Annotated in this window: 17 protein-coding genes; 5 read left to right on the top strand and 12 right to left on the bottom strand. The window is 60.0% G+C overall.

The annotated features are described in order from the left end of the window. Positions 1 to 13: 13 nt before the first annotated feature. Positions 14 to 1138 (top strand): patatin-like phospholipase family protein, encoded by a 1125-nt coding sequence (locus AYR47_RS28530; RefSeq protein WP_033900847.1) that lies wholly within the window; start codon positions 14 to 16, stop codon positions 1136 to 1138. Positions 1139 to 1141: 3 nt separating this feature from the next. On the opposite strand, the gene AYR47_RS28525 is transcribed toward AYR47_RS28530, so the two are convergent. The 8 genes from AYR47_RS28525 to puuE all read right to left on the bottom strand — a co-directional run bounded on the left by AYR47_RS28525 (position 1142) and on the right by puuE (position 8240). Beyond that, positions 1142 to 1927, bottom strand: coding sequence for an outer membrane protein OmpK (locus tag AYR47_RS28525; protein ID WP_028617274.1), 786 nt, complete (start codon positions 1925 to 1927; stop codon positions 1142 to 1144). Positions 1928 to 1950: 23 nt separating this feature from the next. Further along, positions 1951 to 2319, bottom strand: coding sequence for a hypothetical protein (locus AYR47_RS32635; protein ID WP_152514674.1), 369 nt, complete (start codon positions 2317 to 2319; stop codon positions 1951 to 1953). A gap of 44 nt (positions 2320 to 2363) precedes the next feature. Continuing rightward, positions 2364 to 3710 (bottom strand): nucleobase:cation symporter-2 family protein, encoded by a 1347-nt coding sequence (locus AYR47_RS28520; RefSeq protein WP_061449163.1) that lies wholly within the window; start codon positions 3708 to 3710, stop codon positions 2364 to 2366. A 116-nt stretch (positions 3711 to 3826) separates the two neighbouring features. Further along, positions 3827 to 5128 (bottom strand): urate hydroxylase PuuD, encoded by a 1302-nt coding sequence (locus AYR47_RS28515; RefSeq protein WP_061449162.1) that lies wholly within the window; start codon positions 5126 to 5128, stop codon positions 3827 to 3829. 51 nt (positions 5129 to 5179) lie between these two features. After that, a complete protein-coding gene (locus tag AYR47_RS28510; protein WP_028617272.1) occupies positions 5180 to 5683 on the bottom strand; it encodes an ureidoglycolate lyase in 504 nt (167 codons plus the stop codon). Positions 5684 to 5764: 81 nt separating this feature from the next. Continuing rightward, complete coding sequence (alc, locus tag AYR47_RS28505; protein ID WP_010208835.1) at positions 5765 to 6760, bottom strand: allantoicase; 996 nt, start codon at positions 6758 to 6760, stop codon at positions 5765 to 5767. A 41-nt stretch (positions 6761 to 6801) separates the two neighbouring features. After that, a complete protein-coding gene (uraD, locus tag AYR47_RS28500; protein WP_033900851.1) occupies positions 6802 to 7317 on the bottom strand; it encodes a 2-oxo-4-hydroxy-4-carboxy-5-ureidoimidazoline decarboxylase in 516 nt (171 codons plus the stop codon). Beyond that, entirely contained in the window at positions 7314 to 8240 is a 927-nt protein-coding gene (gene puuE, locus AYR47_RS28495) for an allantoinase PuuE (RefSeq protein ID WP_033900854.1), read from the bottom strand. Before puuE ends, uraD begins: the two co-directional genes overlap by 4 nt. 345 nt (positions 8241 to 8585) lie before the next feature. On the opposite strand from puuE, the gene uraH reads away from it, so the two are divergent. Next, positions 8586 to 8939: a hydroxyisourate hydrolase gene (gene uraH / locus AYR47_RS28490; RefSeq protein ID WP_033900857.1), complete on the top strand. Its 354-nt coding sequence runs from the start codon at positions 8586 to 8588 to the stop codon at positions 8937 to 8939. Positions 8940 to 9086: 147 nt separating this feature from the next. Beyond that, on the top strand, positions 9087 to 14264 hold the full coding sequence (locus AYR47_RS28485; protein ID WP_061449161.1) for a dermonecrotic toxin domain-containing protein: 5178 nt from the start codon (positions 9087 to 9089) through the stop codon (positions 14262 to 14264). Here AYR47_RS28485 and AYR47_RS28480 read toward each other — a convergent pair. The 3 genes from AYR47_RS28480 to AYR47_RS28470 all read right to left on the bottom strand — a co-directional run bounded on the left by AYR47_RS28480 (position 14239) and on the right by AYR47_RS28470 (position 16847). Further along, a complete protein-coding gene (locus AYR47_RS28480; RefSeq protein WP_061449160.1) occupies positions 14239 to 14880 on the bottom strand; it encodes a LysE family translocator in 642 nt (213 codons plus the stop codon). The genes AYR47_RS28485 and AYR47_RS28480 overlap by 26 nt on opposite strands. 11 nt (positions 14881 to 14891) lie before the next feature. Beyond that, entirely contained in the window at positions 14892 to 16238 is a 1347-nt protein-coding gene (locus AYR47_RS28475) for an NCS2 family permease (protein WP_033900865.1), read from the bottom strand. Between the two features lie 177 nt (positions 16239 to 16415). Continuing rightward, positions 16416 to 16847, bottom strand: coding sequence for a MarR family winged helix-turn-helix transcriptional regulator (locus AYR47_RS28470; protein WP_033900866.1), 432 nt, complete (start codon positions 16845 to 16847; stop codon positions 16416 to 16418). Between the two features lie 81 nt (positions 16848 to 16928). On the opposite strand from AYR47_RS28470, the gene AYR47_RS28465 reads away from it, so the two are divergent. Together AYR47_RS28465 and AYR47_RS28460 are read left to right on the top strand one after the other, a co-directional pair. Beyond that, positions 16929 to 18095, top strand: coding sequence for an aminotransferase-like domain-containing protein (locus AYR47_RS28465; RefSeq protein WP_033900867.1), 1167 nt, complete (start codon positions 16929 to 16931; stop codon positions 18093 to 18095). Positions 18096 to 18105: 10 nt separating this feature from the next. Further along, entirely contained in the window at positions 18106 to 18708 is a 603-nt protein-coding gene (locus AYR47_RS28460; protein WP_016976364.1) for a glutathione S-transferase family protein, read from the top strand. Here the strand turns inward: AYR47_RS28460 and AYR47_RS28455 are convergent, their stop codons facing one another. Continuing rightward, positions 18709 to 19593, bottom strand: a complete 885-nt coding sequence (locus tag AYR47_RS28455; protein ID WP_033900868.1) for a LysR family transcriptional regulator — start codon at positions 19591 to 19593, stop codon at positions 18709 to 18711. Positions 19594 to 19625 lie beyond the last annotated feature (32 nt).

The following is a 19625-nucleotide window of genomic DNA, read 5'->3' as shown; positions in this document are numbered from 1 at the left end:
ATGGAGTGACGCAATGCGCCCAGCTGAACCGGTTACAGGCTTGATTCTTTCCGGCGGCGGGGCGCGAGCGGCGTATCAGGTGGGGGTGTTGGCGGCGATTGCCGAGCTGTTGCCGCCGGGGGCGCCCAATCCGTTTCCGGTGATCGTCGGCACCTCGGCCGGTGCGATCAATGCGGTGAGCCTGGCCAGTGGCGCCACGGACTTCAGGGCCGCGATCCAACGCCTGACCGCCTTCTGGCAGGGCTTTCGCAGCCACTTGGTGCTGCGCAGTGATTGGCCGGGGGTGATCCGCCAGGCGAGCCGCTTCTTTATTCACAGCCTCCTCGGTCTTGGTGCGCAGGTGCCGGTGGCGTTGCTCAACAGCACGCCACTGAAGGCGCTGCTCAAAGACAAGCTGCACCTGGCCGGCATCGACGAAGCCATCCGCAACAAACATCTGCACGCGGTGGCGGTGACGGCCTTTGGTTACGAGTCCGGCCAGGCAGTGACCTTCTATCAGGGTGGTGGCACCATCGACGCCTGGTTGCGCCATCGCCGTATCGGCATGCCCACCCAATTGACGGTTGAACACCTGCTGGCCAGCTCCGCGATTCCCTTGCTGTTCGCCCCGGTTAAACTCGACCAGGAATATTTCGGCGACGGCGCCGTGCGGCAGTCGGCGCCGATCAGTCCGGCGTTGCACCTGGGCGCCAGCCGTGTGCTGGTGGTTGGGGTCAGTGGCAACCCGCGCGGCAATGAGCCGGCGGCGCAACGTACCTTTACCGGGCAAGAGCCGACGTTGGCACAGATTGGTGGGCACATGCTCAACAGCACGTTCATTGACAGCCTGGAAAGCGATATCGAGTTGCTGGAGCGCTTGAATCAGTTCAGCCATGCCGCGCCTGGCGTTGCGGCGGTAGAAGTGCTGGTGATTGCGCCCAGCCAGCCGATCGACGAAATCGCAGCGCGGCACCGTCAGGAATTGCCGGCGGCATTGCGCTTGTTTTTGCGTGGGCCGGGGGCGACCAAGACGAGTGGGGCGGGGGTCTTGAGTTACTTGCTGTTCGAGGCGGGGTATTGCAGCGAGTTGATCGAGTTGGGGCGCCGCGACGCGTTGGCCAAGCGCGAGGAATTGTCGAAATTCCTCGGCCTGGCCTGACGGTCAGAAGTGATACTTGACCAGGAAGCTCGCGGTGTCCTGGTTAGTCTTGAACGCGCCCGAATCTTCGATCCCGTACTTGTTCTTCCAGTAGTCGTATTCGAAGCCGACATACAGCTGCTTGTCACCCCAATGCAGCGCTTTACCCAGGTCATATTTGACCTGTGGGTTGAAGTGCAGGTTGGCGTGGTAGGTGCCACGGGCGTTCTTGTCGTTGTCCGTGACCCAGTCCATGAAGCCGTCGATCAACACGTCGGAGTTGCCCACCGGGATGGTGTAGGACCAGACCGGAGTAATCTGCCAGACGCCGTCACCCGGACGATTGCCTTCGGTCTGGCGCTGGTAGAAGTTCAACTGGAAGTAGTCGAAGCCGGGGATGTTCAGGTCAAAGCCTGGGCCGAGCAGGTACGACTCGTTATCGCCTTCGCCAAACTCGTAAGTGAATGCCAGCAGCACGTCTTTGATCGGGCCAAACGACAGGTCTTTATCAAAGATCTTGCCGAACGACAGGCGCGGGCTTATTTCACCGTAATAAGTACTGGGGCCGACGTTGCCGTCTTCCTTGCCGTTGTAAAAGATGCGGTCGACGAAGATAAAGTTGTCGCCATACTTCCACGCATCGGCATGTTCGAACGTGACGGTTTGTTGGATCTGCGGGTTGACGGTAAAGCTCTTGCCCCACAGGTAAGTCAGGCTGTTGTTCTGCCACTGCAACAGGTCACCGGCCACGGCTTGGCCACCGGCCAGCAGGGATCCCGCCAGCATCAGGCCTTTGAACATAGGTTTCATTCGGTTGCTCCCGAGTTAAAGTTTTATGGTTTTTCTTCTACGCAGGCGCTCTGGTGTGGCGCCTTTTGGTTCGCTGCAAAAATCGTCTGTTCGGTCAGCTTTAGTGCTTTTAGCAAGAGCTGCGCCAAGGTGTTTAAAAAGCCAAAAAATCCCCGTCGGCTGCATCGGATGCAGTCGAATTCAGAGGACTTTTGCGCACTTTGGCCGCAGACATAAGGCCGGGATAAGTTGGCCTTGCAGTCAGCTTTTACATTCGCTGTTTTTTTTTGAGTCGATTCGAGCGGGCGCGGAGAATACTGGCTCTTATGCCGTGGCTCAAGTGCGCTGTTAAAGAGCGCGTGGGGCGAGAATGGGGCACGGCTTGTGGCCGGCCCCAGGTGAAGGGTGTGCATGTGGTTATTCCCGTTTCGTTATTGTTTTTGTTTGAACGAAGGAATCAATGCGTATGAGCGACTTCAGGGCGTTCAGCGCCACCGAGAATGTTGAACAGGATATTCAGCGACAACGCGCTGAGCGTGGCCATGGCGATGCCACTGTGGGTAATCGGGCTCATCCACAGCGGTAGCTGCGCGAAGAACTCCGGGCGCACCACGGGGATCAGGCCCATGCCGATACTCACTGCCACCAGCAACTGGTTGCGACGGTCGGCGATGTCGGCTTCCTGCAGGATCTTGATCCCAGTCGCCGCCACCATGCCAAACATGGCGATGGCCGCGCCGCCCAGCACCGCTGGTGGTATCGACGCCACCAGGTAGGCGGCCTTGGGCAACAGGCTCAGCACAATCAGGAAGACCCCGGCCATGATCGTCACCGAGCGGCAACGCACGCCGGTCATCTGCACCAGGCCGATGTTCTGGGCGAACGAGGAGTGGGTGAAGGTGTTGAAGAAACCGGCGAAGAACGACGCGCCGGCATCACACAGCAGGCCACGGCGCAGCATCTTCGGCGTGACATCCTGGCCGGTGATCTTGCCCAGGGCGAGAAACATTCCGGTGGACTCGACAAAGATGATCACCACCACCAGGCACATCGACAGGATCGGCGCCAACTCGAACTTGGGCATGCCGAAGTGCAGCGGCGTCACCACCTGCACCCACGGCGCCATGGCTAGGCCACTCAGGTCGACCATGCCGAGCGTACCGCACAAGGCGTAGCCCAGGCCCATGCCGATCAGCACCGAGATATTCACCCAGAAGCCGCGCATGAAGCGGTTGATCAGCAGGATGGTGGCGAGTACCAGTGCGGCAATTGCCAGGTAGATCGGTGAGCCGAATGTGGCGGCAGCACTGCCGCCTCCGGCCCAGTTCACGGCCACGGGGAACAGCGACAGGCCAATTGCGGTGATCACGGTGCCGGTCACCAATGGCGGGAAAAAGCGCACGACCTTGGACATGAAGGGCGCGATGAGCATGCCGAAGAACCCGGCGGCGATGGTCGCGCCGAAGATTCCCTGCAAGCCGATGCCCGGCATGCCGGCCATCGCGACCATGCTGCCGACGGCGGCGAAGCTGGCGCCCATCATCACCGGCATGCGAATGCCCACCGGGCCGATGCCGAACGACTGCACCATGGTGGCGATACCGGCCACCAGCAGGTCGGCGTTAATCAGGAATGCGATTTCTTCACGGCTCAAGCCGGCGGCCTGGCCAATGATCAGGGGCACGGCGACGGCGCCGCCGTACATCAGCAAGACGTGTTGCAGGCCTACCAGAATCAGTTGCAAGAGGGGCAGCCGCACCATGGCGGGCGCGGCAGGAATCTGCGGTTCGGCTAACTCGGTCATGCAACACCTCGGATCTTTTTTATTTTTGTTGTTTCAACAATTGTGTAGCGGGGAGCTTTTGTAGTGAGCGGGCTTGCCCCCCAGCGCGGGGCAAGCCCGCTCACTACAGGACATCGTTAGTTAGTACGGGCTCCTTGGTTGATCCAGGTGCCGATCAAATCCCGTTCCTGCTGGGTCATCTGGGTGATGTTGCCCAACGGCATGATCTGGCTCGCCACGGCCTGCGCTTGAATACGCGCGGCCTGTTGCTGGATCTGGGCCGGTGTATCAAACATCACTCCGGCCGGCGCGGTGCTGAACAGCGGGCTGGTGGGCTTGGCCGAATGGCACACGGTGCAGCGCTGCTCGATCACGCTGTGTACCTGGCCGAAATCCGTGCTGGCCTGGGCCGGTACCGGTTCAGCCGTAGGAGCGGCGGGTGCGGCAGGCACAGCAGGTTTCAAGCCACCGCCCAACGCCGTTTCCGGCAATGGCTGATACTCGATGGCGGCAGGCGCCTTGGCGACTTCTGGCGAAGTCGACACCGGTTTTGGTCCGGTGACGTAGGCCAGGCTGATCATCGCCAACGCGCCTACCGGTAAGGTCCACGCATACTTCTGGCTGTTGTGACGGGTGTTGAAATAATGCCGTACCAACACGGCCGCCACCGCGATACCGGCCAGGATCAGCCAGTTGTATTGGCTGCCGTAGGTGCTCGGGAAGTGGTTGCTGATCATGATGAACAGCACCGGCAAGGTGAAGTAGTTGTTGTGGCGCGAACGCAGCAAGCCCTTGGCCGGCAGTGCCGGGTCCGGCGTGCGGTTCTCCGCGATCGCCGCCACCAACGCGCGTTGCGCCGGCATGATGATGCGGAACACGTTACCGACCATGATGGTGCCGATCACTGCACCCACGTGCAGGTAGGCGCCACGGCCGCTGAACACTTTGCTGAAGCCGTACGCGGCGGCAATCAACAGCACGAACAGGATGAAACCGAGCAGGGCAGGGCGCTTGCCCAGGGCCGAGTCGCAGAGGAAGGAGTAGATGAACCAGCCGGCGAACAGTGAGCCAATGCCCAGCAACACGCCTTCCGGACCACTGAGGCTGCTGCCCGGAGCCAGCAGGTACAAGGTCGGGTTCCAGTAGAACACCACGCACAGCAGCGCAATGCCCGACATCCAGGTGAAGTAGGCTTCCCATTTGAACCAGTGCAGGTTGTCCGGCATGGTTGGCGGGGCCAGTTTGTATTTTTCCAAGTGGTAGATACCGCCACCGTGGATCGCCCACAAGTCACCGGCCAGGCCGCTCTTGGGGTTGACGCGATTGAGGTTGTTTTCCAGCCAGACGAAGTAGAAAGAAGCGCCGATCCACGCGACGCCCGTGATCATGTGAACCCAGCGCACGCTCAGGTTCAGCCATTCCATCAAATGTGCTTCCACAGTCTTTACCTCTCGCCTGTCACCCTTGTTGTCGGGTGATCAGACCTTCTCTTATTGGTGGGGGGCGAGGATCAAACGCTCATCCTCTTTGAAAAAATGCTCATCGCAGTTATTGCCTGTGCCACTGCGATCAACCACCAGGAAGTCATCCCGCTTTTCGATCGTCAGCACCGGGTGGTGCCAGACGCCGCGATGGTAATTAATGCCCTGCCTGCCGTTGGTAACGAAGGCGCGGACCAAGCCCGATACAGGTTCATCGCCAAGTGGCGCGACCACGATCAGAAAGGGGTTGCCAAGCAGCGGAATGAAAGCCTGGCTGCCCAGCGGGTGTCGTTCCAGCATGCACACAGTCAGCGGCATGTCCTGCGCGTCGGCGCGGAAGATGCTGATGATGGCGTTGTCCTCAGGCTTGGCGGTTTCCACCGTTGCCAGCTTGTGGAAGCGCATGGTCGACCCATTGTTGATCATGAAGTGATCGCTGCCATCGGTTTCGATAACGTCTCCGAAAGGGGCGAAGGCTTCTTTGGTCAGGGGTTCGATCATCAGTGTGCGCATGGCTGTCTTCTTATCCGAATGCTGTTGTTGGTTGTGCTTTTGTGGCGAGGGAGCAAGCTCCCTCGCCACAGGGTTCACCGCTTACTTGGCGACCTTGCCCAGGACCCGCAGGCGGCTCACACCGCCATCCGGGAACACATTCAAGCGGATGTGGGTAATCGGCCCCAGTGCCTTGATCTGCTCTGCGAAGGTGTGTTCAGCGTGCATTTCCAGCTTCTGCGCCGGCAGCAGTTCGCGCCAGAACAGCGATTGGGTTTCGATCTGGCTGTCGGTGCCGCCTTTCACGAAAGCGCCTTGGATTGAGCAGGTGTCCGGGTAGTTGCCCTTGAAGTGCAGGGTGTCGACGATGATTTTCTCGATCTCGCCCGGATGGCCCAGGGCGACGATCACCCAGTCATTGCCTGGTGTACGACGACGCGCGGTTTCCCAGCCGTCGCCCATGTTGATGCCACGGCCTGGGTTGAGGATGTTGCTCATGCGCCCGAAGTGTTCATCGGAGCACGCCAGGGCGCGACCACCGTTGAGTGCAGCAGCCAGGTCGACCTGTTCGTTGTCGCCCACCGAGGACCAGTCGCGGAACGGCACGCCGTACACACGCAGACGGGCCACGCCGCCATCCGGGTAGATGTTGAAACGCAGGTGGCTGAATGCCTGGTCGTTGTTGATCTCGTGGTAGTGGTGGCTGTTGCCTTGCAGCTCGACGGCCGACAGCACTTCCACCCACTGGGTGTTGTCATCCGGCTCGCCCGAAGCCAGGAAGCAGGCTTCCAGGGAAGCCGACGGCGGGAAGTTGCCGGTGAAGAATGAAGTGTCGATGTCCACGCCTTTGATGCTGCCCGGCACACCCAGGCGGATCACAGCGCTGTCGTAGCCTTCGAAGCGCTTGCGGCGCGACTCCCAGCCGTCCATCCACTTGCCGTTGTCATCGAAAACGCCCTCCTTCCACACGGCCGGGGTCGGCTGGAACAGGCGGTTGGCGTCGGCGAACCAGTCATCGGTGACGGAAATGATCTTGGTGCCCAGGCGGGCGTCGGCCAGGTTGACGAACTTTTCGAAAGGTACGGCGTAAGCTTTCATTCTTCTTGTCTGCCTTAAAGAGAGTGGCTGGGGATGGTCGTTTAGAGGGTCAGTAAGCGGAACAACGCGATCTTGTTGATCTCGGCCAGTGCACACTTGAACTCGGTGTCCACCGAGTTGTGGATGCGCGTTTCGAATGCGGCCAGGATCTGGTGCCGGTTGCTGCCTTTTACCGCCATGATGAAGGGAAACTTGAACTTGGCCTTGTAGGCATCGTTCAGCTCGGTGAAGCGAGAAAACTCTTCGGCCGTGCATTGGTGAATCCCCGCGCCAGCCTGTTCATCAGTGCTGGCTTGGGTGAGTTGGCCCTGGACGGCAGCTTTGCCGGCCAGGTCCGGGTGAGCGTTGATCAGGGCCAGCTGGCTGGCATGATCGGCGCTCAACAGGATGTCGCTCATGCGCTGGTGCAGGGTTTCGATCTGGTCGATCGAAGCATCCTGGCCCAGGTCGAAGGCCTTTTCGGCCACCCATGGCGAATGTTCGTAGATATCGGCGAAGGCTGCGACGAATTCGTCGCGGCTCAGGGTCGAGGGTTTCAGGGTCTGGAACGCAGTCATTTGGCGGCTCCCTTGAAAGGGTGGGTGTCATGCCAGTGACGGGCAATATCCACGCGGCGAGTGAACCACACCTGTTCGTGACCTTTGACGTATTCAATGAAGCGTTTCAACGACGCCAGGCGTGCCGGGCGGCCGATCAGGCGGCAGTGCAGGCCGATGGAAAGCATCTTCGGTGCATCCAAGCCTTCGGCGTAGAGCACGTCGAACGCGTCTTTGAGGTATTCGAAAAAGTCATCGCCCTTGTTGAAGCCCTGCACCTGGGTGAAGCGCATGTCGTTGGTGTCCAGGGTGTAGGGGATCACCAGGTGCGGCTTGCCGGTGGGGTTGTTGGGTTCCCAATAGGGCAGGTCGTCGTCGTAGGTGTCGCAGTCGTAGAGAAAGCCACCTTCCTCCATCACCAAGCGGCGCGTATTCGGGCCGGTGCGGCCGGTGTACCAGCCCAGTGGGCGTTCGCCGGTCAGCTCGGTGAGGATGCGGATGGCTTCGAGCATGTGCTCGCGTTCCTGGGCCTCGTCCATGTACTGGTAGTCGATCCAGCGGTAGCCGTGGCTGCAGATCTCATGACCGGCCTCGACCATCGCGCGGATTACATCCGGATGACGCTGGGCGGCCATGGCCACGGCGAAGATGGTCAGCGGGATATCGAATTCTTTGAATAACTTGAGGATGCGCCACACGCCGGCACGGCTGCCGTACTCGTACAGTGACTCCATGCTCATGTTGCGTGCGCCTTGCAGCGGCTGGGCCGAAACCATTTCCGACAGGAAGGCTTCAGATTCTTTGTCGCCGTGCAGGATATTGCGCTCGCCACCTTCTTCGTAGTTGAGTACGAAAGACAGCGCAATACGCGCCTTGCCCGGCCAGTGGGGGTGAGGAGGGTTACTGCCGTAACCGATCAGGTCGCGTGGGTAGTCAGCGCTCACTGCAGTCTTCCTTCTTGTTCGTCGTGTTAGCGATGAGTGATTGTATACAACTTATCGCGCACTTTGTAAGCCTACATTTCTGCATTTTTTCTGCAAGGCTCTAGATGACTGGTGTAGCAAGAAACTTGCCTGGTTGGTCAGCTAATGGACAAAAGGTCGTTTAAAAGCAAGGATGACTGGCCGATTGCTCCATTAAGCAATGGCGCCGGGAGACTTCAAAGGTTTGTGATTTTTATTGTGTACAATTTTTTTAAAAAGTGTCTTAATCAGTCATCGCCGGCTTTTTCGCTGCCCTGAAAAAGTGCGGATCACTCTTCTACTGACTACGGGAGGCGCGTAGACGCCATGGGACGTTTGACCACACACGTTTTGGATGCCGCACATGGCTGCCCCGGCAGCGCGATCAAGGTTGAGCTGTATCGCGTTGAAGGCGCGCAGCTGGAACTGGTCGCCACCACGCTGACCAACAGCGACGGCCGCTGCGACGCGCCCTTGTTGCAAGACGATGATTACCGCAGCGGCGTGTACCAACTGCAATTCAGCGCCGGTGACTACTACCGCGCCCGTGGTGTGCAGCTGCCCGAACCGGCCTTCCTGGATGTAGTGGTTCTGCGCTTCGGCATCAGCGCCGAACAGGATCACTACCACGTCCCGCTCCTTATTTCGCCCTACAGCTACTCCACCTATCGCGGTAGCTAGCGTCACCTCGCTTCACACCCCCAAAGCTCTTCGTTGGTTTTTCGCCCGCCCACACTGCGGGCTTTTTTTCGTCTGGCACTTATGTAACGCACCGACAAAACGGTGATTACCTAGGCTCGGTTTTTTTTCAGCCGTGAAGATGCCGCCATGAGCACCGAAACACCCGATCCTGCGCCCTTTGATTTCGACGACCCTGACATTACCCAGGACGAACGCCTGACGGCGATTCGCACGCGGTTGACGCGGCGCCTGGACAGCGCGGCCCAGCCCAGTCGCTCGATCAATCAGTGGCATGCCACCCAGGCGCGCTATCTGCACACCACAAAACAGTTGGGTGAGCTGGCAGGGCGGGCGCCGCGCATTCTCTCGGTGATCCGCCACGCCTTGCGCGAAGCGTTTGCCCTGGACCCGGACACCCTGCTGTTTCGCGAGCCGCTACCGCCGCAGCCCGCGCGCCAGGTCGACAACCTGATGGATCGAACCCTGGCACTGTTTCGTGACCCTGGTGTGCCGATCAACCTCCATCACTTCACGGCGCTGAGCCTTGCCGGTGATCCCGAGCGCGCATTGCCCTTCAATGCCTGGGAGGCGCTGTCCCGTGTCAGCAAGCTCAATCTGCCAGCCAGGACCAACGCCGCCATGAAAGGTTACTGGGAGCATCTTGCCCCTGGCTCCTGGCGCTCACGTGGGGAGCGCTGGGCTGAATTGCGCAAGACCGCGTTTGCCGACCAGGCTTTTCTCGCCCACCAGGTGTTTCAACTCTCCACAGTTGGCTACGCGATGGTCAAGCAACTGGTGGACGCGCCCAGCGCCGAAGCGCGGCAGCGTGCGGGCGGCGCCTGGGCCACGGTGCAAGTGGGGACGCTGGCCTGGCCCCATGCCAGCGTCGGTGCGCTGGCGATTCCCGGAGCGTTGCACATTTACCGAACGGGGGCGGCGGACGGGCCCCAGGTTATTTACCTGCCGGGGTTGCTGTGTGCGTTTCATGAGTTCCGTTCCTGGCGTCAGGCACAGCAGGACTTGCCTGAACGGGTGCAGAGGTCGTTGCTGAGTGAGTCCTGGCACTACCTGCCGCTCAAGCGTCAGGCGAACATCCCGCTGCAGCCGGGTGTGATGGTGCAGGGGGACGCCCTGGCGCACAGTGCGCAAGCCTTGCTCGACGAGCAATGGAACAATGAATGGGGGGCGGTGTTGTCGCTCGATTACACCGCGCCGTCAGCGCCGGGAACCCCGCTGCCGAGCCGCAGGGCCTCACGGTTGCTGGGGTTTATCGAAAAGGGCCGCAAGCGCATGAGCCGTGGCCTGCCGTTCGGAAAGAGTCTGGATGCCTTGCTGGAGTGGGACCGCCAGCGCCGTCAGCACGAGATTGTATTGGGGAGCCAGTCCTCTGACCTGCCGCTCAAGGCGTGTGATCGAGAGCTGCGCCGTTATGCAAGCGCGGTGCTGGCGCTGTGGGTAAACAATGATCTGCGCCAGCCCAGCGAGGCCTACCAAGCCATCCTGGCCCTTGAAAAAGACCACCAGGCCCAGGCTGAGATCGTGAACCAATGGCTCCAGTGCGAAGACGTGAAGTTATTCAACGTGAGCTTCTGGCTTGAGCGCCCCAGCGGTACCCATAAGCGCGCATTACTGATCCTGAACGCCCAGCGGCGGGCATTGCGTCAGGCGGCGCAACTTGAACACCAATTGGGATTGATCAAGCAGACGCATCTGGATCGGTTGCTGGAGGTGCTCAACACACCCTTGGCGACGCAGCGCGGCAACAGTGACACGCGGGTGTTGCAGGTATCAGTGGGCAATCATCCAGACAATGCCTACCGCCTGATGAGCGTGTTTGTGGTCACCACTGTCCGTGCCCTGGCCGAGCCCAACCTGCGCCAGCCGGTCATGCTGGTGGTGGGCGGCGAGTTCGGCGGGCTGGCGGTATTCGAGCATCTGGAGCGTTTGTCCCAAGGGCTGCGCGCCAGCTTCGGTAGCCGTGACGGTTCGGTGTTGTGGCGTTACATCGGACGAGATGTACGTTCTGCCGCACGCTTTAGCCTGGCCAAGTCGGTGCACGTGGGCTACAGCGCTGTGGACCACGATGTGCTGTATGAGGATTTCAAGGCACAGGTCGAACACCATGCCCGGCTGCACAAACGCCTGGATGAGCCTGGCCGGTTGTTCAGTGAGGTGAGTGACGTGGCCCTCGGGCGACAGCTCTTGGCACAAGAGCTACGCGAGCATTTGAGCGTACCGATCAATCAGAGCCGCACGCTGGCCCTGGCCAATGTGGCGTTCATGCGGTTCGCCGCCGAGCAGGGGGAAAGCCAACCGGCGTGGCTTGCCACCGCCACGGCGGACCAGCGTAAACCCTATAAGCGCTTGCAGCGCCGCTATGTATCCAGCGCGCTGGCGCTGGAAAGCCGCCTTTGGCAAATCCTGCCGCCGTTGCATGCGTTTGCTCGCGGGTTATTGATGGCCCAACTCAAACAGGATGGTTTCTCGGAACTGGATGTGGATAAGCCTCTGCTGGATATGCCCGACGATGTCGGCGCTCAATACTGCGGCTGGTTTTCCAGTCAATGCGTGGTGGGTGATCGTCACGTCAAAAAGATCGTCAGCTCTGAACACACCACCTTTAGTCTGATGGAACTGGCCCTGCATAATCTCGATGCCCTGGCGCCCTGGACGGAATGGCGTTTGAACCGGGCCCGCTACCTGCAGCCTGAGTGGAAAGAACGATTGAATCCGCGCTATTTGATCAAGACATTGTCGGCACTGGACATTGGTGGCCACTACGACGCATTGATCCAGCGCGCATTCAGTCCGGCGCCCACCGGGCTTTTCCGGCCGTTGATTGACCGCGCTACGCAGCACCTGGCTTATATGCAGGTGTATTCGACCGCGCGGCGAGGCCTCTCGTCGGCAGGCCAAAGCCTGTTCAACACGGGATTGTCGGCACGTTTACCTGCCGACCTAGACAAAAACGGCCACCAGATCAGCCTGTCCTTTGTGCGCCTGCGCGGCTACACGATGGAACATGATCGGCATATCGCCGGTGTGCTGGTGATCATCGATCAGCTCAACCTGCTGTGTCTGGTGTATTGGCCGGCTGCGACGGTTTTTCCGGTGCTGGCCGAATTCAGCACGTGGGAGCGGGCGAGGACGGCATTGCATCAATTGAATGCCATGCCTGGTGGTATCAAAGACCTGGCAAGGAGGGTGGCGCCCGGCTGGGAGCATGAGGCGCTTGCCAGTTATCCGGGGCGCGGGGCCTTGCCCATGCCTTCAAGGCACTTGACCAGGTTTCTGCCCACGCCTGAGGCTCACGACAGCGTACTCGCGGCAGTCGAGGCGATTGGCCGGCTTTTCCGCGAATTCAAGATCAAACACACGCTGCCCGTTGCCGACGTGCAGGCCATCGAGGCTCATATCCAGGAGCAAATCGACGCTGCCCCCACGGCATGGCTGGATTTCGTTCCAGCCGCACACAGCGATATCCAGGCACTGCTCGCCCACGCCCACATGCTCGAAATCCAACAACGCGCCCATGCCCGCGCCACGTCCAGTGCGACGCTGGCGCGTTACCGTGAACAGCGCCTTGGCGATCAATGGAACGCCTCGTTGCGTGGCATTCTGTCTTTTGTGCCACTGCTTGGCACGGTGATCGGGCTGTATGAACTGTTTCTGGCCGCCAAGCGCTACCACCACAGCCGGCGCCCCGAGGACGCGGTGGATGTGGCGTTCCTGACGTTGATGGTGTTTATCGACCTGCTGAGCTTATTCGTACCGGGGCCCAAAACGTCCAAGACCGCAGGCGTGCGCAGTGGGTTGAACCAGCTGCATCGACGGGGCAGCCACTTGTCACTGCCGCCGGCGCCGCGCCCGGTCAAGGTGTTGGAGCGCCTCAGCAAGCCCCTTTCCACCGAAGGCGCCTTACCGCTGCAAGGGCTGGGAGAGAAGGGCGTGTATGTAAAAAACGGCGAGCTGTTTTTGGTTGACGGCGAGCACCGCTATCCCGTGTATCGACGTGGCGATGAGTCGGCGTTGCGAGTAAAGAGCCCGGGTGGCGAGGCCGAGGGAGAACTGCTGCTCTACATCCGGGAAGACCGCGAATGGTCGCTGGGCGCCGATGCACCTCAACCGGGGCCCAGTTCGGGCGCGCTCAACCCTTGGCGCGAACCGGTGCCAGTGCTTCGGGAATGGCAGCCACCCACAATACGTGCGGGCACCGAAAGCAGCATTCGCAGGTCCTCTGCACCGGCTAACTATTGGTTTGAATGGAGAGCTGACGTTTCCACGGAGCGTTTATCGACGTTTTCGGATGAAGGGGTATTCAAAGTGCAGGTGGCTCCCCCAGGGGCTTCCTACAATGTCATCTTAGTGGGTACAACCTACGACACTGTAACGGCATCGGGCATCGGGTATTACAGGTTGCTTGCGCAAGGTGACAACGCACCGCACAGCGGCATCGCGTTTATCACCAGGGATAAATCGATGGATTTACCCGCTCTTTTGGAGATTGAACGTTGGACAACCACCGCACGTAGGGAGCAGCCCATCCCGGTATCACGCACGCTGACGGGGGAGTGGCAACTGCATACGCCGCTGTTCGAAAAACCGTTGGAGCAGTATGTAAAAACAGCTTTCCCCACCATGACGACTGCCAGCCGAGCGGCAGTCGTCGCCAGGCTGGTTCAACTGGCAAACTCATCGCGCTACCCAACGGCCACTCATCTGCTCACCATACGGGCAACGCTGGACAATTGGTTGACCCGCACGCTCAAGGGGGTGGGGCAAACGGATGACTTGCTGAAAATGCTAACGTCCCTCCACAGGAAGGGCAGAGCCCTGTATATCGGTTACGACGGTACGACAGAGGGCTTTACCCGCGTCGACTTCAAGGCGCCGAAATTGGACCGCTCGTTGCGGTCCAATATCGGCAACGCAGCGGTTACGGATGTGAGAGACACGGTGCAGCGCGCAGCAGTCAGAGAAGTGTTGGAAGGGCAAGGCTTCATTGTTCATGAAGTGCCAATGACGCGGGGTAAAACCTTTACCTATGAATTGATCGCCGTTCACCCCGAATCACCCTCCAATAAAATGTACTACGTCGCACTCCATTGGTTTGATAGGCCGTCGTTCGCCATCGACACTCGGCTGGTTGATAGCTGGGTGAATGTCGCTATCGAGAGAAACCTGCAAAAGCCCCTGTTCACGGGCGTCAAGCGCGCCATGCGAGAGGGGCGTCTGGAGCGCATCATGGCGGGCATTCAATGGGCTCGCGAGCGCAACGTCGAACCCAGTGTCTATTTTGTCAAAGTGAGCCCGACCTGGCCTTGAGCAGCGCCATCATGCCTGCCCCTGCGAAAAGGGCGGCACTGACGCGGTTGAACCAACCCTGGCCCTTGCCACTGCGCAGGTAACGCGCCGCACCATGGGCACTCAGGCCGTAGAACAATTTGCACAGCAGGTCGAGTGCGGTCCAGGTGGCGATCATGATCAGCAACTGCGGCAAAAAGGCCTGGTCACTGTTGAGGAATTGCGGCAGGAACGCGGCAAAAAACAGGATGTCCTTGGGGTTGCTGGCGCCCAGTACAAAGGCTCGGCCAAACAGCGCACGAAAGCGTGGCACCGGTGCGCTGTAGGGCACCTCTGCCGCCTTGGCCGGTTGCCGTGATTGCTGCCAGCTCTGCCACGCGAGGTAGAACAGGTACACCGCACCGACGATCTTCAAGGCGCTGAACAATTGCTCTGACGCCAGCAGCAGCGCGCCCAGGCCCAGGGCCGAGGCGCTCAACAGGCAGATCGAGGCAAACACCCCACCAAGAAACGCTGGATACGAGCGGCGCAGGCCGTAGTTGAGACTGTTGCTGATCATCAGCAATGACAGGGGTCCCGGGATCAGGATCACCACCAATGCCGCGCCGCTGAACAGTAGCCAGGTTTCCAGGTTCATCCGTTACTCCTTTATAGAAATATGAATTTGGCGATAAAGATCGCGCACAGCACCCACAGGCTGACGGAAATCTCGCGGTACTTGCCGGTGCCGGCCTTGAGCGCCACGTAAGTGATAAAGCCCAGGGCGATACCGTCGGCAACCGAGAAGGTCAGCGGCATCATGATCGCGGTGACGATCGCCGGAATGCTGTCGGTGGCTTCATCCCAATTGATATGGGCCATGCTTGCCATCATCAGCATCGCGACATAAATCAGCGCGCCCGCAGTGGCATACGCCGGAATCATCCCTGCCAGCGGCGCAAAAAACATCGCCGCCACAAACAGCACGCCCACGGTCACGGCAGTGAGCCCGGTGCGCCCGCCAGCGGCCACGCCAGCCGCACTTTCCACATAACTCGTCACCGGTGGCACACCGACCATCGCACCAAACACACTGGAGGCACTGTCGGCCTTCAATGCGCGGGACAGGTTGTCGATCTTGCCATCGGCATTGACCAGCCCGGCCCGTTGCGCGACGCCCATCAGTGTACCTGCGGTGTCGAACATGTGTACAAAAAGAAATGCAAATACAACACTAATCATGCTGACATTGAATACACCTTTGATATCCATGGCCATCCAGGTCGGTGCCAGACTCGGCGGTGTAGACACCATGCCGTTGTAATGCACCAGGTCCAGGCCCCAGCCAGCCAAGGTGACGGCGATGATGCTGATCAGGATCGCGCCGAACACGCGGTGGTAGCTGAGGATGGCGATCAGCAGGAAACACACTGCCGCCAGCAGTGGCGCGGGCTCATGCAGCGAACCGAGCTTGATCAACGTGGCTGGGCTCTCGACGATGATCCCGGCGGTTTTCAGGCCGATCACCCCGAGGAATAAACCCACGCCCGCGCCCATGGCATGACGCAGGCTCACGGGGATGCTGTTGAGCAACCATTCGCGCACGCGGGAAAGGGTCAGGCCCATGAACAGCACGCCAGAGATAAACACCGCACCCAGCGCGGTTTCCCAGGTGTAGCCCATGGTGCCGACCACGGTGTAGGTGAAAAACGCGTTCAAGCCCATGCCCGGCGCCAGGCCCACTGGCCAGTTGGCGTACAGCCCCATCAGCAGGCAACCCAGCGCGGCGGCGATGCAGGTGGCGACAAATGCCGCGCCATGGTCGATGCCAGCGTCTGCCATGATGTTGGGGTTGACGAAGATGATGTAGGCCATGGTGATGAAGGTGGTGAGGCCGGCGATCAGCTCGGTCTTCACTGTGGTGCCATGCAAGCTGAGCTTGAACAGGCGTTCTAGCCAACTGTTATTAGGCGGGGCGATGTCCAGCGTAGGGGCTTCGGATTTGCGGCTATCCACAGCGAGTACTCCTCAAGAGTTTTATTGTTATTTCCAGCGCCGGTCACGGATGTGGGCAACAGCGCTTTGAGGTACTGGCGGGTTTTGTTGACCAATAGGTCAGGAACTCGCACGAGGCGAATTATGCTTTTGTATACAAATAAAGCAAATAATGTTTTCGAATAGCGGTGCGAAGGGCTAGTTCGCGCTCAATGCCTGATTGACCGCCAGCCATCCTGCCACCGCTTCTTCGCCCGCCTCGCTGAACGCACGTTGCAACAGTTTTACCTGTTCACGGCGCAACGACTGTTCGAAACGCAGGCCTTCCTCAGTCAATTCGAGCAGGCGTTTGCGCTTGTCGGTCTCGGACGCAACGCTGTTCACCAGGTGCATTTCCTGCAGTTGCCGCAATGGGATGTTCAGCGCCTGCTTGCTCACACCGAGCAATTCCAGCAGTTCCTTCACGCTCAAGGTCGGGTAGCGCGCGATAAAAAACACGATGCGCTGATGCACCCGGCTCAGGCCGCGGCGCTCAAGCATCTCATCGGCCTTGGCGGTAAACGCCTGGTAGCCGAAGAAGAACGCTTCCATGGCGGTTTGCTGGGCGGTGGGTTTTTTAAGGTCAAGCATATTGACGTATCCGTGTGAGTCGTCGTAATTTCGGTCAACCAGTTTGACGTATTTCCCACAGGCTTTGCTACCGGTGACCTTATGGCCTTCTCTGAACGTGTTACGCGCCTCAAAAGCTCCTTGATCCGTGAAATCCTCGCGGCAGCCCAGCGCCCGGAAGTGATGTCGTTCGCCGGTGGCCTGCCGGCCGAAGCCATGCTGCCCGCGCTGAACTGGGACGACATGCCCCTCAATATCGGCCAATACGGCATGAGCGAAGGCGAGCCGCAGTTGCGTGAACAGCTCGCCGCCGAAGCCCGCGCACTCGGTGTGCCGTGCCAGGCCAGCCAGGTGCTGGTGGTCAGCGGCTCCCAGCAAACCCTGGACCTGGCGGCCAAGCTGTACATCGACAAAGGCACGCAGATCCTGCTGGAAGGCCCGACCTACCTGGCTGCGTTGCAGATCTTCCAACTGTTCGGCGCCGATTGCCTCACCGTGCAACTGGAGGCCGACGGCCCGAACCTGAGCGCGTTGCGTGCCAGCCTCGAACGCCATCGCCCGGCGTTCATCTACCTGATCCCGACCTTCCAGAACCCGTCGGCCGTGCGCTACAGCGAAGCCAAGCGCGAAGCCGTCGCCGCGTTGCTCGATGAGTTCGGCGTGACCCTGATCGAAGACGAGCCCTACCGCGAACTGACCTTCGACGGCGGCAGTGCCAAACCCATCGCCGGGCGCCTGAAGAAGGCCAGCTGGATCTACACCGGCACCGTGTCCAAGACCCTGTTGCCCGGCCTGCGCGTCGGCTACCTGATCGCCAGCCCGGACCTGTTCCCGCACCTGCTCAAGCTCAAGCAATCGGCTGACCTGCACACTAACCGCGTCGGCCAATGGCAGGCGATGCAGTGGATCGGCAGCGAAAAATACCAGCAGCACCTGGTGGAACTGCGCAGTTTTTACCGCCAGCGCCGCGATGCATTCCAGGCGGCGCTACAGTGTCATTTCGCCGATCTGGCCGACTGGCAAGTGCCCCAAGGTGGATTATTCTTCTGGCTGACCTTGAAACAGCCACTCGACACCCGCACCTTGTTGGCGCAAGCGCTGGAACAGAACGTCGCGTTCATGCCCGGTGAACCGTTCTTTTCCGAGCCGGACCACCATCACGGTTCGTTGCGCCTCAATTTCAGCCATATCGACCCGGCCCGCCTCGACGAAGGTCTCAAGCGCCTGGCCGCGGTGGTCCGTCAAGCACAGCACGCGCAAGCGGCATAAGGGGAGCCCCATGTACAAGGTTTATGGCGATTACAAGTCGGGCAACTGCTACAAGATCAAATTGATGCTCAGCCTGCTGGGCATCCCGTATCAATGGATCGATGTGGACATCCTCAAGGGTGACACCCAGACCGCCGAATTCCTGGCGAAGAACCCCAACGGCAAGATCCCCGTGCTGGAACTGGAAGACGGCACCTGCCTGTGGGAGTCCAACGCGATCCTCAATTTCCTGGCCGATGGCAGTGAATTCCTGCCGTCCGAGCCGCGCCTGCGCACCCAAGTGCTGCAATGGCAGTTCTTCGAGCAGTACAGCCACGAGCCGTACATTGCGGTGGCGCGGTTTATCCAGTTTTACCTGGGGCTGCCCGAGGATCGCCTGGAGGAATACAAGAAGCTGCACAAGGGCGGTTACAAAGCGCTCAAGGTCATGGAGCGCCAATTGCAGCTGACGCCTTACCTCGTGGGCGATCAGTTCTCTATCGCCGATGTGGCCTTGTATGCCTACACCCATGTGGCGAATGAGGGTGGTTTTGAGTTGGAGGCTTATCCGGGTGTGCAGGCGTGGTTGAAGCGTGTTGCCAGCCATCCCAAACATGTGGCGATGCTGGATTGATCACCCGCGCAATTCGTTGCTCAATAACTCGAAACACCGCTGCGCTGCCGGGCTCAAGCCCATCCCACTGCGACTGATCAAGCCGATCTCCCGGTTTACGCCGGGATGATCGATGTTGATGCGCTTCAATCCCTCCAAACTGTCCGCCGCCGACTCCGGCAGCACACTGATTCCCAGCCCCTGGCGCACCAGGGCCAATACCGTCGACATGTAGTTGGCCTCCATGCCGGCGTTCATTGTCAGGCGTGTCTCATCGAACAGCGCATCCACTTGCTCGCGCACGCTGCTGTCGCGCCCGGTAAGGATGATCGGCTGGTCGGCCAATTGCTCCAGGGTCAGTTGGCGATGGCGGGTGAGCGGATGATCTACCGGTACAAACGCACACAGGCGATCATTCAACACCGGCACGAATTCCAGGCCATGGCTGAGCCGTGCACGCACGCCGATACCGAAATCCACCTCGCCGGAACGCACCTGGGCATGAATGCGATGGGCTACCAAGTCATGCAGGCGTACCTCGATTCCGGCAAAGCGCTCGCGAAACAAGCGTAGAACCGGCGGCAAACTGCCGGCGCACACCGAGGGCAGGGCGGCGATGGTGACCACGCCCCGGCGCAAGGCGGCAAGGTCGCGGGAGCCGGTGACGATGTTGTCCAGGTCCAGCAGCAGTTTTTCCATGGGGCCGCGCGCGTCCTGGCCGGCGGCGGTGAGGCTGACGTGGCGCGGGCTGCGGTCGAGCAGGGCGACGCCGAGCCAGTCTTCCAGTTGCTGCACCTGCACCGTCAGCGCCGAAGGTGACAGATGCAGCTCATTGGCAGCCTTGGTGAAGCTGCCAGTGCGAGCCACGGCAAGAAATGCCTGAATGTGTTGGATACTGTTCTTCATTTTGTTTTTCCGAACACTAGCGGGTGAATATT

The sequence above is a fragment of the Pseudomonas azotoformans genome (assembly GCF_001579805.1).
In the GTDB taxonomy this organism is placed as follows: domain Bacteria; phylum Pseudomonadota; class Gammaproteobacteria; order Pseudomonadales; family Pseudomonadaceae; genus Aquipseudomonas; species Aquipseudomonas azotoformans_A.
The sequence above is the reverse complement of the archived record's forward strand: the minus strand, read 5'-3'. Positions and strand labels throughout refer to the sequence as shown.

What these genes read in the sequence shown, in the direction of transcription:
- AYR47_RS28470 (WP_033900866.1), bottom strand. Translation starts at nt 16,847, where the DNA reads ATGCTTGACCTTAAAAAACCCACCGCCCAGCAAACCGCCATGGAAGCG.
- alc (WP_010208835.1), bottom strand. Translation starts at nt 6,760, where the DNA reads ATGAAAGCTTACGCCGTACCTTTCGAAAAGTTCGTCAACCTGGCCGAC.
- AYR47_RS28525 (WP_028617274.1), bottom strand. Translation starts at nt 1,927, where the DNA reads ATGAAACCTATGTTCAAAGGCCTGATGCTGGCGGGATCCCTGCTGGCC.
- AYR47_RS28510 (WP_028617272.1), bottom strand. Translation starts at nt 5,683, where the DNA reads ATGCGCACACTGATGATCGAACCCCTGACCAAAGAAGCCTTCGCCCCT.
- AYR47_RS28485 (WP_061449161.1), top strand. Translation starts at nt 9,087, where the DNA reads ATGAGCACCGAAACACCCGATCCTGCGCCCTTTGATTTCGACGACCCT.
- AYR47_RS28480 (WP_061449160.1), bottom strand. Translation starts at nt 14,880, where the DNA reads ATGAACCTGGAAACCTGGCTACTGTTCAGCGGCGCGGCATTGGTGGTG.
- uraD (WP_033900851.1), bottom strand. Translation starts at nt 7,317, where the DNA reads ATGACTGCGTTCCAGACCCTGAAACCCTCGACCCTGAGCCGCGACGAA.
- AYR47_RS28530 (WP_033900847.1), top strand. Translation starts at nt 14, where the DNA reads ATGCGCCCAGCTGAACCGGTTACAGGCTTGATTCTTTCCGGCGGCGGG.
- AYR47_RS28465 (WP_033900867.1), top strand. Translation starts at nt 16,929, where the DNA reads ATGGCCTTCTCTGAACGTGTTACGCGCCTCAAAAGCTCCTTGATCCGT.
- AYR47_RS28520 (WP_061449163.1), bottom strand. Translation starts at nt 3,710, where the DNA reads ATGACCGAGTTAGCCGAACCGCAGATTCCTGCCGCGCCCGCCATGGTG.
- uraH (WP_033900857.1), top strand. Translation starts at nt 8,586, where the DNA reads ATGGGACGTTTGACCACACACGTTTTGGATGCCGCACATGGCTGCCCC.
- AYR47_RS28455 (WP_033900868.1), bottom strand. Translation starts at nt 19,593, where the DNA reads ATGAAGAACAGTATCCAACACATTCAGGCATTTCTTGCCGTGGCTCGC.
- AYR47_RS32635 (WP_152514674.1), bottom strand. Translation starts at nt 2,319, where the DNA reads ATGCACACCCTTCACCTGGGGCCGGCCACAAGCCGTGCCCCATTCTCG.
- AYR47_RS28460 (WP_016976364.1), top strand. Translation starts at nt 18,106, where the DNA reads ATGTACAAGGTTTATGGCGATTACAAGTCGGGCAACTGCTACAAGATC.